We start from the raw sequence: 12,710 nt of genomic DNA, 5'->3' as shown, positions 1-12,710 counted from the left end.
AGCAGAGGGCAGACCTAGAAGCAAACTTCTTCGTCGCCAGCGGCGCACCGCCCTCGTTCGTGGGCCGTATATAGTCGCCGCCCGACCGAACTGTCAACAGCCTAGATCGCTCTTTTTTTCGATTTCTCGCGAGGATATCCAAGAAGGCAAAATTTGTGAGCTGGCTTGGTTGAATTTTGGCCGGCGCTTCCGTTGGGGCGATACCCGTCACAACCGCTTCGCCGGGTGAATGCGGTCGCCCTAAAGCAGCCACCAGCACTTAGCCGAATGTCGATCGTCGCAGCCTTTTGACCTGCGGTTCGGAGCCTTTCTTCCAGCGACTCGGGCGTGATATTCCGGCTCGCGTAGAAGATGCCCAGATCAGCACGAACTCGCCGTCGACAGCGAAAACGATACTGACCGCGCGACGATCCGCACCCCCGGCATGATCTCCACCCGCTCGGCCGCGCTGTGGAAATGTCGACAGGCCAAGGCAGAGATCGCGGATGCCCACAACAAAATCCCAGGCAATCGCCGGCGACGCACGCTCAGCCATATCGTCATAGAGTTGCTCGAGTTCGGCTTCCGCTTTCGGATGGAAGACAATCCGGCACTCCATTTCCTACTTGGCTTTCGCCTGCCGTGCGCGACGACGGAGATCCAGCCGGGAAAACACCGTTTCGGCGGGAATAGCTTTTGCCGGATCCTGCCGGAACTCGGCCACGCGCGACGGGATTTCTTCACGCAGCCACTTCTCACGCTCCGCCTCAAAATCCTCGAGCATGCGCAGCCCGGCGCGGACAACCTCGCTGGCATTGTTGTACCGGCCCGATTCGAGCTGCTTTCTGATGAAGCGCTCATAGTGCTCGTTCAAAGCGTAGTTGGGCATGGAGGCGTCCTCCGGAAATGTGGGGGCGGGTGGCGGGGATATCAATAGATAGCAACAATTGGCGTGGGTTGATGCGATTCCAATTCACCCGTCGCGATTCGGTGAAGGCCCAACAGTAATCGGCAAAGATCAAAATTTCGGGTCGATACGCCGGCGCCGATCGAGGATCGCTTGGCGGCCGATTCCACGACCTCGGCGCCATTTCGAGGCAGCTGAGACGCGGAAGCCGGCTGAGTTTAAAACTCAACCGGCTAATATTATTTCGTGCCTGGTTGCACGCCGATCCCTGAGTGCGCTGCCACGCTCACTTTGACGTCCTCGTCGCCCGCGGTTCATGATTCCAGCTAGCGAGCAGCGCCAGGACGAGCGCGCCGATGCAGGTCGATGTTGGTTGAATGATTCGGTCCTTCGTGTCCGTCCTGCGAACACAAAGCAAAACGGCCCGCGTAGAGCGGGCCGTTTTTTGTTTGGTTGCGGGGACCCGCAACCTCTTTTGTCATAACATTGTCGGAGGATTGATTTTCTTCGGGTTTGGCGAGTTCGAGGATGCCGAACAGCTCGCCGCGTAACTCGGCATGGACCACGCCGCGCTTGTCGCCTGGCGTGAGCACGATCTTTCCGATTAGCGAGCGCACCGCATCGGCGGCTGGTCGTCCGTCCTCGTGATCGGCGAGTGCTTGTGTGAGTTGCTCGACCCGCTTGCGGTAGAGAGTGGCGATATTGGGATGCAGGTCGGGCACGTCAGTGGGCGCCGACGCCAGACGCGCGGTGATCTCCGCCTTCTGTCTCTCCAGGTCTTCCATTCTCGCCTTCATCGAAGGTTGGTAAAGGCCATCCTCGATCGCGGCCATGATGCCCGCGATGGCGCGCTCGGTTCTGTCGAGCGCCTTACGGTCCTGTTCGCCTTGCGCGCGACGCTCTTGGTTGAGACGGTTAGTCTCCTGCGCATAGGCTCTGATCGCTTCGGCCACAGCATCTGCCGAGACAAGCCTTTCCTTCAGGCCTGCGAGAACGCGCTGCTCGATCTTCTCGCGGGTGATGGTGCGGCCATTGTTGCAGATGCCGCGGCGCTGGTGGTTGAGACAGGCATAGCGATCGCGTGTGAACAGGCCGTAGCGCCCTCCGCAACAGCCGCAGGTGAGCAAGCCGGAAAGGAGGGAGACCGGCCGCTTCATGGTGTGCAGCTTTCTCGCCCGGGCTTTGCGCGTGGCGATCGCCACCGCCTCGAACTGGCTGGCGATGGATTTCTGTCTCTCCTTCACGGCCTGCCACAATTCGTCCTCGACGATCCTGAGATGCGGCACCTCGGTGCGAATCCACTTAATCGGCGGATTGGCCCGTGAGACTCGCTTGCCGGTGGCAGGATCCTTGACGAAGTGCAGGCGGTTCCAGACCAGCACGCCGGTATAGAGTTCGTTGTTGATGACACCGGTGCCCCGGATCACATGCCCGCGCACGCTGGTATCGCCCCAGTGCCGCCCGAGCGGACCAGGAACGCCTTCCTTGTTGAGGTCCGTGGCGATCGCCTTCGGGCTCTTGCCGGAAGCAAATTCGCGGAAGATGCGGCGCACGATGGTCGCTTCCTCCGGCACGATCTCGCGATCGCCACGGACGGGTTCGCCTGCGGCATCGAGTTTCTTCACCACGCGGTAGCCGTAGCACAGCCCGCCCCCGGCCTTACCTTTCTCCACCCTCCCGCGCAGGCCGCGATGGGTCTTGAGCGCAAGGTCCTTCAAGAACAGGGCATTCATCGTGCCCTTGAGGCCGACATGCAATTCGCTGATCTCGCCCTCGGCCAAGGTGACGATGGCGACGCCGGCGAATTTGAGATGCTTGAAGAGGGTGGCGACATCTGCCTGGTCGCGGCTGATGCGATCGAGCGCCTCGGCCAGGACCACCTCGAAGCGGCCGCGCTGGGCATCTCGGATCATTTGCTGGATGCCCGGCCGCAGCACTGTGCTGGCGCCGGAGATCGCCGCATCGTCATAGATTCCCGCTACGCTCCAGCCCTCGCGCGCCGCCTGCTCGCGGCACAGCCTCAACTGGTCTTCGATGGAGGCATCCCGCTGGCTGTCAGAAGAATAGCGGGCATAAAGTGCAACACGGGTCATGGCGGCTGATCCTCTCTCCTGTTCCCAAGGGGTTTGCCATCCGGCCCCCTGCCCTCTCCCTTTCGACCGTCCGGCCGATTGTCGTTGGCCGCCAGCCCCGCCTCGAATGTTTCCCGCGCCAGCTGCCGGCCGATCAGCCGGGCGATATCCAGCACCACCCGATCCATCTTGGCCGCCGCCACGCTTTCAGCGCGACCCTCGGGGCTGGCGAGGTCGCCGTTGTCGTTCGCCGGAAGCAAAGCCTGTGGCCCGGTGCTGGTTTTCTCCGACATGCCCGGTCGCTCTCCCAATGGTGGATCGACCCGCCATCAGACTCCTCCGGACGGCGAAGGAAAGCGCGAAGTTAATGTCGTAGGGCCACAGCGTGCAATGACTTGCGTCGTGCGGTTTCGTCTCAATCGTAAAGGTCCGGCTCCAGGCGACAAGTGGTAAGGGGGCGTGTCAGAAGACAGTTACATCGCCACGGTATTCGGCCTCGCCTTCCTCTTTCAGCGCTGCGACCAGCTCGACGGCGGACTCCCAATGCCTGGCAACGTCGCTCCGCGTCCGTCCGCGGCTCCGGCGACCAGCCGGCAAGTCTCCCGCGATCGCCTTTAAGTCACGCAGCACGGAAGCTATGTGCGGCCACGGGAAGTCGGTAGGGTCACCAATATCCCGATCGGCACCCACGATCATTTCCAACTTGGCGATGACGCCGACGAGCGATGTAGCCGCGACTTCGGGGATTGAATCCTGAAGCTTCAGAGCTTCGGTCATCGCAAAGACCTCGGCCTCCCGCGCAACTGCATAGTCCCGTGGACCGCCGAGAGTGCGCGCCGCTTTTCGTTGAACTCCCGTCAGTGAATCTGCGGCGAATACCTGAATTCCGGGATTGACCATGATTTGGCTCTCCAACCGCTGCTGCACGCGGCATAACAGCATGGAGGTGTACCGAGCCATTTGCCAATCGCTCGCCAGCAGAAGTGCGGGATCGCGCAGGGCTGCCGGTTGCAATTCTGGCTCGTTGCAGGTTGCGGCGAGAACAGCGGGCTGCTTCGCTGCCGAGACGCCAGCACCGACTGATAGGTCGGACTCAGTCCGGATTTCCCTTTCTGCTGGCGATTCATCGATCGCATTCGCCGACTGAACCGTCCCCGTCTTGCGCGTGACGAAGGACAAAGTCGTGGTATTGTCGGAATCAGCCATGATCCGAGCTCCCAACAGCTTGGCTGTGGTTGGGCTGGGTGCGTGCAAGAGCATGTCGCCCGGCCATAGTCGCGCACGGCCGATAGCTGCGAGGACTTACGTCTTTGCAAGCGGCCGAAGCGGCAAGTTTATCCATACCTTTAACCTATCCGAGATCACTTTGCAATCACATGATCTAAAAGATATCACCGGCGCACAAATGCGGGCCGCGCGCGCGTTGGTCCGTTGGAGCGCGAAAGATCTCGCCGAAGCGGCGAGCGTGGGCGTGGCGACTGTAAGACGTGCCGAGTCCGACGACGGCATTCCGCCGACGACCTTAGCTAATCGAAGGGCAATCCGCAGCGCGCTGGAGGCAGCGGGCATCGAGTTTATTGCTGAAAACGGCGGTGGCCCTGGCGTAAGGCTCGCTCGCCGTTTTTGATTTGGGTGCTCCTAACGATATACGACCAAGAGGCACTGTGGGCGACTCCGTGTGCGTCTTGCCTAGCCCACCCTTCCCCGCAGCCTGAAGCATCACCGAAACGCGGCTTGGGCACCCACTTCATGAGGGCCGCCTTCCGAAGGCAGAGCTCACAAGTTCGAATGTTGTCGGGTTCGCCAGCAAAGTCGACGGGTTAGCAGATCAGTTCGTTCCGTTCCCGTCTTCCCGCATAACCATCCCACATAACGAGTGGAATCGCGGACCTACTTGGCTAACAGGGCCAGCATCCAAGTGGCTACCGCAGGCAGGCTGGCAAGACTGGCATCGAGCGCCTTCGTAGCTAGGGACCCGAGCGCGTCGCTAGGAAGCTCTTTAGCTTTGCTACGACCTTCGCCTTCACAGTTTCGTCTTCCCCGGATGACTGCACCCTGGAAATCAGGAGATCGCGCAAGGCGTCCCCATGTAGCCGGACGGTTACGTCACCCAATATCGCGCCTAAGCCGCCATCGTCGGCGATGAAGTCAAGGCCCTTTGCCGTGAGGTAGTGTCTCAGTCTGAAATTTTGGCCGGCGCTTGTCGCGCCCGGTGCCGGTTCCATATATGCTTAGCGCAATTCATGTGGAGCGCGACCCTCTCAAAATTCCGGATGCCGATTTTACGGCTGCAAAAGCGTGGGTTCGCGCATCCCAAGCCGAGATAGACGGCCTGCGCTATCTAATTAGAGAGACGGAGCGCACTATCGAGAGTTCTAAGGAACTGCTCGCGAGATTGAAGCAGAGGGAAACTGATGCCGACCGGACCTCAAGGCCAGAAGCGTCCTGCCGATGTGCAACGCCGTCCACGTCATGCGCATTGCGACGGGCGAGGAAATTGACCACGTGCCGGACGGCAAGAGCGCCGCCGCCAAGGAAGCTTGGTTCAAAGGGCGGGAAGAAGGGCGCCGCCAACATGACGCCGGAGCGGCGCGCGGAGATCGCTAAGAGGCGGCGGAAAGCCGCTGGAGCAAACGGTAGGCTCCAATGACGAGGACATTCGTTTTCTGAGTTAGCCCTGCAGAGGATCCCCCACGATCGGCAATGGCCTGTTCGCAGTGCTTCCGCTGCCCGTAATTGAATGTGCCAGTGAAGCAATAGAAACGGCCGGGGAACGTCAAAGTTGGTGCCGGATCGCAGAGTGGCAGGGTCATCGGCTTAAGCACCTCACCGAGTTCGAAATCACGATTTGAGAAACTATTCAGCGTGTCCAGAAGCTCAGTGTGTTCATCAGAATCGAGCACACCATCTGCAAGGATCTCATTGATGCGGCGGTAAAAGGTTCGGATGAGCGGCTGGTTGCTGATCTCGACGTTGGCCGCCAGCCATTTTTGGAGAAACTCTACTCCCGCCTTGTTGATGCTTCCATCTGCCGCCACGCCTCGCGCGAGACCGATCAGTTCGTCAACCTGGCGCGAGGAAATGCGTTCCCCGCCCACGCGATTGTAAAACTTGTCGTCCATTTTGCCCCTACCTCTTCTAGCACAGCGTTTCGCACGCCACGCCGTCCCCGTCCCGATCCAGCTTGCCACCCCACGAGCAGTTCTGCAGATACCATTGAGCTTCTTCGCACGAGCCGATCTGCTTGCACGTCCGCCGCGGTTCGCACGAGTAGCCGCTCTGCGCGACCAGCTTGCGGCTGATGATGCCGAGCGGCTGGCTGGCCGGCGCGGCGCCGTCCGCGTGCGACGCGCGCCAGTTCCACGGAGCTTTGAACTTGCCTCCCCATAGACCGACCTTCGCCGTTTCCGCTTTCGCCTGTTGCTGCGCGTAGACCCCGTGGCTGTAGCGGGGCCAGTCCAGCGCCTGGCCGTGCTCGACCATCCAAGCCGCCACGCTGGCGCCGTCGGCGCGCCGGCAGTCGCCGACGAAGCGGTGATAGCGATCCCAATTGACGAATGTGCATTGGACGGGCCTCGAGGCGGCCAGGAACGCGTCCAGCGCTTCGGCCGAGCGGCGGCCACACGGGTATTCGAAGCCATTGGCGTCGTCGCAGTATTGCCGGCTCTCGGGCGCATCGATGCCGTTGAAGCGGATCCGCTGCCCGTGAACTTCGATCGTGTCGCCATCGATGAGGGACGCAACGCCGGTGATCGACGCCGGCTTGGCGCCAACAAGGTTCTGCAGATTGACCTCTTGCAAGCTGTCGCTATGCCGCATCGCGGTGAGCACGGCCAAGGCGCCGGCTGCGGCCACGGTGACGAAGATGAGGCGCCGCGGGACGCTCGCCCAACGCAAGGTTCGGGAGCGCTTTGCGCCGGTGCGCTTGCGCCACTGCTCTGAGCGATTGTCGTAGCGCGACCTGTCCATTGCTTTAAGCCGACCATCCGGGCCAGGTGCTGTCGACCATCGGCATGCCGGCGCAATTGTAGTCGTAGACGAATTGACCGGTCGCCATGTCCCGGCACCTCCATATCAGGCTATAGTTCGGGCCGTAAAACTGATCCCATGCCACGCCGTAGGCTTGCGGTCGTGGGACGTAATAGCCTCCGCCGCCGTTCTTTGCTGCAGCACCGGCGGCCACGGCCAGTCCTCCGACTGCAATGCCAGTCGCCACGGCATTGTCCGTTTGTATGAGCCGGAGGCACTTCTCGGTCGTTGCACCACGCCGAACCAGAAGCGCCGTAACTCGACTTCGATATTGCTCGTCTCTGCTGCTTGCGAGCGCATGACAAAGCGCGTTGGTGTCCAAAGCAGCTAACTGGCCGTCAGAAATATTCGTGCTCGTCGAGCAGCCGGCCAGGAACAAAGCCGCGCTCGAAATAATTGCTGTCGCCTTCATTGATTATCCCCCCGTCCGATACTGAGGGAATTTCGTATCCCGTGTCTATAATTTTTGTTTCGGAGATCGCATCTTGAACTCATTTAGAGCGCGGGGCGGCAGCCGGCCGGTGCCTTGTTGCCAGAGATGAATTTGCCGTTGTCGATATGGGAGTGATAACTGCTCATGGCCGCTCTTCCCGTTGGAAAAGCCCCACCTGGCTCGGCTGTGCTTTGTTTCTTGAGAAGCTTCTGCTCTCTTGACATCTAGCAAGAGCACGATCAGCTTCATCGGGTTTTGAGGGATCATCGACCCAACGGGGAATTCCCATGAAGAAGACCTACGAGAAGCCTACGCTGATTCGCAAGGGCAAGCTTTCCGCAGTCGTTGCGGGGCCGTCTGTTGTCGTTGTCGTGCCGCCGACCTGACCCACGCCGCGGATAGTCTGAATCGCCCGTCGGCTCCGGTCGGCGGGCTTTTTTGTTGGAACAAGCAACGTTGGATGCTGGTTCGTTTGCCGCGATGCATGCGCCCCGACTCGGCGCCCGCTCCCGCTGCGGTTTAAGATCGCCGCGCAAAAAAGCCCCGGACAATCCTGCCGGGGCTTTCTGCTAGGTCCGCCGAAAAATTAGAACCTGTAGTTCAGACCGACGCGAACGGTGTGGAAGGGCACTTTGACTTCGGCACCGATGTCGTCGAACGTCGTTTTACCCAGGTCGGTGTAAAGATACTCGGACTTGAGGGACCATTTGTCGGTGAAAGCGTATTCAGCGCCCGCACCAACGGTCCAGCCGACCTTGGTCTTGGAAAAGTCGGCCCCAGGGACAGAGACCTTTTCGTGACCGTAGGCCAAGCCGCCAGTGCCGTAGACCAGGAAGCGGTCGACGGGCGTATAGCCAATGCGAGCACGCACCGTGCCGAACCAATCAACCTTTGTTTCCAGAGAGGGGCCGCCGAACGATAGCTCGCCCTTAACGTCGGAAGCCTGGATGTCGGCTTCCACGCCGTAGACGAATTGGCCAACCTGCCAGTTGTAACCGGCCTGAATGCCGCCCAGGAAGCCACTCGAGCTGAGATCGAAACCACCAGGGCCGCCGCCGGCAGGATCAAGACTGAACGTGCCGAAACCGCCGCCGGCGTTCACGCCAATATATGCGCCGGTCCAGTCATAGGAAGCAGCAACCGGCGCCTCCTGCAATACGTCAGCCGCATAGGCGGTGCTGGTAGCTAGGACGAGAGCGGTAGCGAGAAGAACCTGTTTCACGGGAATACCCCTTTGTTGCCTGGTCGGATGAATGGCCCAAGGTCACCACCCGAGTGAGATAGCGATGTCGCCGAAGCGCATCGATTGTCAACGCCGCCAAGTTCGAAGGCGTGGATATTGTTCGGGAGATGCGTGGAAGCCACACTTTCCGCACGATTTCGAAAGCGCAGCACAAAATCGCAAAGGCCTTCACCCTGCGCCGGAACGTAAGACGCGACTTCCGTGCAAGGAATGCACATAAGTCGCCACCCATCGGGGGCGCCGCAAACCGGCTGATCGAGCGGCGGAGGGGAATGGGCAGGGACAACGAGTAGCCAAGTCTCGCAACCCTGCCGCGCTCCGAATCCTTGCACCCGCTCAGACCGGGGGACCATCTTCGCAGCACCGCTTGGGCATCGCTCTTGCGAGAAGCGCGCGTCTTGAACCGAAGGCCTTGACCGCCTCGTGCAACCATTCAAGCAAACGCAAGTTCGGAAAGCGTGGCGCACTCCCGAGCGTCCGTCGCGTCGCATCAGACCTGGCAGCCTGCGGCGCAAGAAAGCCCGCAGTCCGTCCCTCGGCTGCGGGCTCTCTTTTGGGGCTGTTGACCGCTCCACGGCTTCCAAGGGAACGAACAAACATTCAGTTTAGCTAAAATGTTCCATTGCAGCCTGGAACCGTTTCGAACCCGGCAAGTTTCTACGGGTGAGCGGCCAATTTGTCCCTCCGATTCGCTCGCCGTTATAGTCCCCTAGCTACAGCCCGCCGCTTTGGTCAATTAGCGGCGGGCTTTTTGTTCCGATGTCTTGCGCTTCGGTGCCAAGTGGCTCGTGACGAGCCTTACGGCGCTACGCTTCACGGTGATCCCCAGATCCTTGCCGCCAACCGTCACAGTGTCCTCATCGACGCGTAGGACTTCGCCGGTAAGCTCGATCTTCTGCCCGCTGCTGATGTTCGGCGATGTGTTTACGATCGAATGCGGCTGGTGATAGGAAGGGATCAGCACGCTAATCCCGAGCCGACGCGCTGCGAGAGGCCTTCAAACAGTCTATTCGCGAGCAGGGGACGACACCTGTCGACTGGAGGAATGCGCCAAGCGCTTCCTTCGGCGAACAATCAGAGCAGAGGCGAACCGCCGCTCTCGTATCAACTAGGTCGAGACGGCCGATCCCTCCTCAGGGGTGTAGCCGTCTTGGAAGCCGCAGGAGACCCGTTGCTTGCCTCATTAGCTGGGACGGGCTCTTCCTTAGCAACAGCTAAATTTGTTAATGCGTCGTCAAAGCAGAAGGAGCATGATGCTTTTCTGCCCCGCGCCGCACACGGGGTAAGGGCCCGGCCTGTTTGCCAAGTCCCCTGACGTCCCGCAGGCCGGGCATCGTATAACTCGGCGTTAATTCATCCTACGCGCCTTATCAGCAATAGCGGCGCCAGATGGGCGGTTACCATCGTGCTGAAACAAAAGCTGCGTTCCGATCGTTTGCGATTTGCAAACCAGCGGGTGCGCCATGCCATCCACCTCGATCAGGAAAACCGAATACGATCCGGCAAGCAGGATCTTGTCCGTCTGGTTTGTGGCCAGCGGCCAGCGTTACGATTTTGAGGGGGTTCCTCCGGAGACTTACACCGCGTTCCGGTCGGCGTTTGTCAAAGGCCGCTTTTTCAACGACCACATTCGCAATCACTTCCGCTATCGACGCATTCCGGACTAGCTGTCTAGTTCAAGGGGCTCGTGGGCTGGCCTCTGGTGCCAAATCACCTGCCGCAAATCACGCAAGTCAATGGCTTGGCCGCAGGTGGGGCATACGAGGAAGTGATCGGACTCCCGGGCCGGCTCGCCGTCATGGCGCCGTCCGACAATAGGGCGGCCAAGCTCTGAAATCTTCATCCTCGAAGCTTCTCCGCCTCGCGTTCCAGCGTCCTCCGATCGTTGCCATGTTGCTTGATCAGATCTCGAACCTGTTGAACCGTCAGGCCCACCTTGTTGGCGAAGTGGCGAACCTCATAATCCTCATCCGCCGACACCCGGTCGCGGTCACGCGCACCGCGCTTGCTCTTGTCGTCCGCCATGGCTGTTCCTCCTCGTCGTGAGGGAGAACAGCAGCGGGCAACGAATGTTCCAAGCAGCGAACGTTCCCATTAGCTTCTGCTAACGGAACTGAAATGACCGTGCGATATTTGAATCAAATTCGAGTGGTTTGGTTCTCGGTCCGGCTGTCTTTCATTCGTCCGATGGAACCGGAGTTAGTCGATCAGCCGCCCAAAGGGCGGCGACTGGATGCCTCGCTTCGGATTTTCGCGAAGAGAATTGATCGCCGATCGCATCAGCGGACAATCGCAGAAGCTCCATTCTACCTGTAGCTGGTCAAATCCGGCGCGAGATGCTGCTAGAATTCTGTATGGCAGTCCGAATAGCGGTTGTCCTGGCGCTTCTCTTCGCCTTCGCCTACGGATTCGCAAAACTCGTGGAACGTTACGGCGGCGTGGGCGATAGGCCTTCCCCGTGTGAATCGTCAAACCCTGCTTGCTCAAACCCGAACGCGCCGCCGCCTGCAAAGGAGCTTGGTGGCAAGGTGCCAATCGATGAAATCACGCCGCAGCCGAAAAAGCACTGAGGGGGAAATGGCCGGGGGCTAGCCGATCGCGCCTATGTAGATCGGAACTGCCATTTCCATCAAAGTTGCCTGCCGGCCCGGATCATCGCCCGAGCAATGGCAAGCTCTGCCTCGACCTTGGCGTTTTCCTTCTGGGTCAAATTGTCGGCCGCAATCAGCCGACGCAGCGAGCGCAGCACTTCGCCGCGCGCCCATCCTGCTTCAAGCATGCAGTCCACGATCGCCTGAAAACCGGGCTCCATAGCTTCTTGACAGCCGACCTCTCGGTCGGGGTAGTCGCCTTCGCGTCTCGGTCTGCTGATCATCCGTTGCCGTCCACCGTGCTCTCTTCGTCCAACTGTCGCGGCACCGGCAGATAAGCGTTGGCGACGAGCCATTCGCCGACGATCGTTTCTACCAGATCCGGCTTGGCAGTGCCCATCTCGGCCGCCAGGCTGGTCAGCGCGTCGTCGGTGCGGGGATCAAGGCAGACCCCACCGGCGTTTCTGATCAGCAGCGCGGCCCGACGCAACAGCACCTGTAGGTCCGCCCGAGAAGCGTCCGAAATGTGGTCGGCGGTGCTTTCCAGTTCATGCACGAATTGATGGCGGGACATCGGTCATGCTCCTACAGGAAGTGCTCGCCTTCGGCCCTGTGTTCATAGCGGAACCAGTGCGGCGCATACTTCGGCTTGACAAAGCCCCAACCGGCGTCCTTGCTGCAGCCGTCGTGCTCGCAAACGTGGTGCTGGACGCCAGCCGGCGTGGCGTATTCGGGCTTCGGGATTCTGATTTCGTCGCTCATAGCGGGTTGATGGGTCCCACAAGGCCGGAATGGTCGTTGGGCTGCTTGTTGATCGCCGCGGCGTTGACCTCCCGTCCGACGCGGTTGAATTGAAGCTGCCCGTCAATGTCGTGGGAGAGCAGCGCCTTAAGGTCGCTCGCCGGCGTGTCCGCATTCAGCCAGACGTCGTAGCAGGCTGGATCGAGGATTAGCGGCTGTCTGTCATGAAGCTGGCGCATCGGCTCGCCGGCGGGCTCGGTGATGATCGTGCAGCTCGTCATGTCCAGCGTCTTGTTGTAGGCCCACAGGCCTGCGAAGGAGAAAGGCGCGTGACCGGGCAGGAAGATGTGCCAGGGGTCCTTGCCGCGATCGGCCGGGCTGATAGTCCATTCGTAGAAGCCATCGGCAGGGATCAGGCAGCGTTTAGACTTGAACGCATCTCGAAAAGCGGGGGTGGTATCGACGCTCTCGATGCGCGCATTGAACATTGGTGCCTTTGGCATTTCCTTCGCCCAAAAAGGCACAAGCCACCAACGGCCCAAGCGAACCTTATGGTTGCCGTCATCTGCGGCCGTGATGAAAGGCACCTCGTCGGTCGGCGCGATGTTGTAGCGCGGCGCATCGTTGCGCCCGACATCGGCCGGCGCCGTCAACCGATAGAGGCGATGGATTTCCGACCAAGGCAGATAACGGGTGTAGCGCCCGCACATGTCTA

19 protein-coding genes are annotated in these 12,710 nt (G+C 60.3%); 4 read left to right on the top strand and 15 right to left on the bottom strand.

What is annotated here, in order from left to right; translation table 11 throughout:
- Positions 1–259: 259 nt before the first annotated feature.
- The 5 genes from LB552_RS28545 to LB552_RS28525 all read right to left on the bottom strand — a co-directional run bounded on the left by LB552_RS28545 (position 260) and on the right by LB552_RS28525 (position 4,164).
- Positions 260–535, bottom strand: a complete 276-nt coding sequence (locus LB552_RS28545; RefSeq protein ID WP_263481828.1) for a hypothetical protein — start codon at positions 533–535, stop codon at positions 260–262.
- A gap of 66 nt (positions 536–601) precedes the next feature.
- Positions 602–868 carry a type II toxin-antitoxin system ParD family antitoxin gene (locus tag LB552_RS28540; protein WP_224532471.1) on the bottom strand — a complete coding sequence of 89 codons (267 nt, stop codon included), beginning with the start codon at positions 866–868 and terminating at the stop codon, positions 602–604.
- A 344-nt stretch (positions 869–1,212) separates the two neighbouring features.
- Complete coding sequence (locus LB552_RS28535) at positions 1,213–2,979, bottom strand: recombinase family protein (RefSeq protein WP_224611459.1); 1,767 nt, start codon at positions 2,977–2,979, stop codon at positions 1,213–1,215.
- A complete protein-coding gene (locus LB552_RS28530) occupies positions 2,976–3,251 on the bottom strand; it encodes a hypothetical protein (protein ID WP_224611458.1) in 276 nt (91 codons plus the stop codon). Before LB552_RS28530 ends, LB552_RS28535 begins: the two co-directional genes overlap by 4 nt.
- Before the next feature lie 169 nt (positions 3,252–3,420).
- Positions 3,421–4,164, bottom strand: coding sequence for a hypothetical protein (locus LB552_RS28525; RefSeq protein WP_224611457.1), 744 nt, complete (start codon positions 4,162–4,164; stop codon positions 3,421–3,423).
- A gap of 199 nt (positions 4,165–4,363) precedes the next feature.
- Here LB552_RS28525 and LB552_RS28520 point away from each other — a divergent pair, with 199 nt between their 5' ends.
- The gene (locus LB552_RS28520; RefSeq protein ID WP_224609266.1) at positions 4,364–4,585 is read left to right on the top strand and encodes a transcriptional regulator; all 222 of its coding nucleotides are present in this window, start codon (positions 4,364–4,366) and stop codon (positions 4,583–4,585) included.
- Between the two features lie 824 nt (positions 4,586–5,409).
- Entirely contained in the window at positions 5,410–5,565 is a 156-nt protein-coding gene (locus LB552_RS28515; RefSeq protein WP_224611456.1) for a hypothetical protein, read from the top strand.
- On the opposite strand, the gene LB552_RS28510 is transcribed toward LB552_RS28515, so the two are convergent.
- The 3 genes from LB552_RS28510 to LB552_RS28500 are packed head-to-tail and all read right to left on the bottom strand — an operon-like array spanning position 5,562 to position 7,399.
- The gene (locus LB552_RS28510) at positions 5,562–6,080 is read right to left on the bottom strand and encodes an NAD-dependent DNA ligase (protein ID WP_224609173.1); all 519 of its coding nucleotides are present in this window, start codon (positions 6,078–6,080) and stop codon (positions 5,562–5,564) included. The two genes, LB552_RS28515 and LB552_RS28510, sit on opposite strands and share 4 nt — an antisense overlap.
- 16 nt (positions 6,081–6,096) lie before the next feature.
- Positions 6,097–6,927, bottom strand: coding sequence for an excalibur calcium-binding domain-containing protein (locus LB552_RS28505; protein WP_224611455.1), 831 nt, complete (start codon positions 6,925–6,927; stop codon positions 6,097–6,099).
- Between the two features lie 4 nt (positions 6,928–6,931).
- Positions 6,932–7,399 carry a hypothetical protein gene (locus LB552_RS28500; RefSeq protein WP_224609179.1) on the bottom strand — a complete coding sequence of 156 codons (468 nt, stop codon included), beginning with the start codon at positions 7,397–7,399 and terminating at the stop codon, positions 6,932–6,934.
- A 308-nt stretch (positions 7,400–7,707) separates the two neighbouring features.
- Between LB552_RS28500 and LB552_RS28495 the strand changes: the two genes are divergently transcribed.
- The gene (locus tag LB552_RS28495) at positions 7,708–7,806 is read left to right on the top strand and encodes a putative RiPP precursor (protein WP_224609182.1); all 99 of its coding nucleotides are present in this window, start codon (positions 7,708–7,710) and stop codon (positions 7,804–7,806) included.
- Positions 7,807–8,006: 200 nt separating this feature from the next.
- Here the strand turns inward: LB552_RS28495 and LB552_RS28490 are convergent, their stop codons facing one another.
- Positions 8,007–8,642 (bottom strand): outer membrane protein, encoded by a 636-nt coding sequence (locus LB552_RS28490; protein WP_224609185.1) that lies wholly within the window; start codon positions 8,640–8,642, stop codon positions 8,007–8,009.
- Between the two features lie 757 nt (positions 8,643–9,399).
- The gene (locus LB552_RS28485) at positions 9,400–9,627 is read right to left on the bottom strand and encodes a hypothetical protein (RefSeq protein ID WP_224611454.1); all 228 of its coding nucleotides are present in this window, start codon (positions 9,625–9,627) and stop codon (positions 9,400–9,402) included.
- 499 nt (positions 9,628–10,126) lie between these two features.
- Here LB552_RS28485 and LB552_RS28480 point away from each other — a divergent pair, with 499 nt between their 5' ends.
- Entirely contained in the window at positions 10,127–10,330 is a 204-nt protein-coding gene (locus tag LB552_RS28480) for a KTSC domain-containing protein (RefSeq protein WP_224609194.1), read from the top strand.
- 172 nt (positions 10,331–10,502) lie between these two features.
- On the opposite strand, the gene LB552_RS28475 is transcribed toward LB552_RS28480, so the two are convergent.
- From LB552_RS28475 to LB552_RS28455, 5 genes are all read right to left on the bottom strand, one after another.
- Positions 10,503–10,688: a DUF3606 domain-containing protein gene (locus LB552_RS28475; RefSeq protein WP_224589517.1), complete on the bottom strand. Its 186-nt coding sequence runs from the start codon at positions 10,686–10,688 to the stop codon at positions 10,503–10,505.
- A gap of 604 nt (positions 10,689–11,292) precedes the next feature.
- On the bottom strand, positions 11,293–11,538 hold the full coding sequence (locus tag LB552_RS28470; RefSeq protein WP_224609197.1) for a hypothetical protein: 246 nt from the start codon (positions 11,536–11,538) through the stop codon (positions 11,293–11,295).
- The gene (locus LB552_RS28465; RefSeq protein ID WP_224611452.1) at positions 11,535–11,828 is read right to left on the bottom strand and encodes a hypothetical protein; all 294 of its coding nucleotides are present in this window, start codon (positions 11,826–11,828) and stop codon (positions 11,535–11,537) included. The genes LB552_RS28470 and LB552_RS28465 overlap by 4 nt, the downstream gene beginning before the upstream one ends.
- An 11-nt stretch (positions 11,829–11,839) precedes the next feature.
- Positions 11,840–12,016, bottom strand: a complete 177-nt coding sequence (locus LB552_RS28460; protein WP_224611450.1) for a hypothetical protein — start codon at positions 12,014–12,016, stop codon at positions 11,840–11,842.
- Positions 12,013–12,705: an SOS response-associated peptidase gene (locus LB552_RS28455; RefSeq protein WP_224611448.1), complete on the bottom strand. Its 693-nt coding sequence runs from the start codon at positions 12,703–12,705 to the stop codon at positions 12,013–12,015. The genes LB552_RS28460 and LB552_RS28455 overlap by 4 nt, the downstream gene beginning before the upstream one ends.
- Between the last annotated feature and the right edge of the window lie 5 nt (positions 12,706–12,710).

It is taken from the genome of Mesorhizobium sp. CA7 (assembly GCF_020165015.1).
Classification (GTDB): Bacteria; Pseudomonadota; Alphaproteobacteria; order Rhizobiales; family Rhizobiaceae; genus Mesorhizobium.
The sequence above is the reverse complement of the archived record's forward strand: the minus strand, read 5'-3'. Positions and strand labels throughout refer to the sequence as shown.

Coding starts and splice junctions, on each gene's coding strand:
- LB552_RS28525 (WP_224611457.1), bottom strand. CDS start 4,164: ATGGCTGATTCCGACAATACCACGACTTTGTCCTTCGTCACGCGCAAG.
- LB552_RS28535 (WP_224611459.1), bottom strand. CDS start 2,979: ATGACCCGTGTTGCACTTTATGCCCGCTATTCTTCTGACAGCCAGCGG.
- LB552_RS28545 (WP_263481828.1), bottom strand. CDS start 535: ATGGCTGAGCGTGCGTCGCCGGCGATTGCCTGGGATTTTGTTGTGGGC.
- LB552_RS28465 (WP_224611452.1), bottom strand. CDS start 11,828: ATGTCCCGCCATCAATTCGTGCATGAACTGGAAAGCACCGCCGACCAC.
- LB552_RS28530 (WP_224611458.1), bottom strand. CDS start 3,251: ATGTCGGAGAAAACCAGCACCGGGCCACAGGCTTTGCTTCCGGCGAAC.
- LB552_RS28455 (WP_224611448.1), bottom strand. CDS start 12,705: ATGTGCGGGCGCTACACCCGTTATCTGCCTTGGTCGGAAATCCATCGC.
- LB552_RS28505 (WP_224611455.1), bottom strand. CDS start 6,927: ATGGACAGGTCGCGCTACGACAATCGCTCAGAGCAGTGGCGCAAGCGC.
- LB552_RS28500 (WP_224609179.1), bottom strand. CDS start 7,399: ATGAAGGCGACAGCAATTATTTCGAGCGCGGCTTTGTTCCTGGCCGGC.
- LB552_RS28540 (WP_224532471.1), bottom strand. CDS start 868: ATGCCCAACTACGCTTTGAACGAGCACTATGAGCGCTTCATCAGAAAG.
- LB552_RS28515 (WP_224611456.1), top strand. CDS start 5,410: ATGTGCAACGCCGTCCACGTCATGCGCATTGCGACGGGCGAGGAAATT.
- LB552_RS28460 (WP_224611450.1), bottom strand. CDS start 12,016: ATGAGCGACGAAATCAGAATCCCGAAGCCCGAATACGCCACGCCGGCT.
- LB552_RS28470 (WP_224609197.1), bottom strand. CDS start 11,538: ATGATCAGCAGACCGAGACGCGAAGGCGACTACCCCGACCGAGAGGTC.
- LB552_RS28475 (WP_224589517.1), bottom strand. CDS start 10,688: ATGGCGGACGACAAGAGCAAGCGCGGTGCGCGTGACCGCGACCGGGTG.
- LB552_RS28510 (WP_224609173.1), bottom strand. CDS start 6,080: ATGGACGACAAGTTTTACAATCGCGTGGGCGGGGAACGCATTTCCTCG.
- LB552_RS28495 (WP_224609182.1), top strand. CDS start 7,708: ATGAAGAAGACCTACGAGAAGCCTACGCTGATTCGCAAGGGCAAGCTT.
- LB552_RS28520 (WP_224609266.1), top strand. CDS start 4,364: ATGCGGGCCGCGCGCGCGTTGGTCCGTTGGAGCGCGAAAGATCTCGCC.
- LB552_RS28480 (WP_224609194.1), top strand. CDS start 10,127: ATGCCATCCACCTCGATCAGGAAAACCGAATACGATCCGGCAAGCAGG.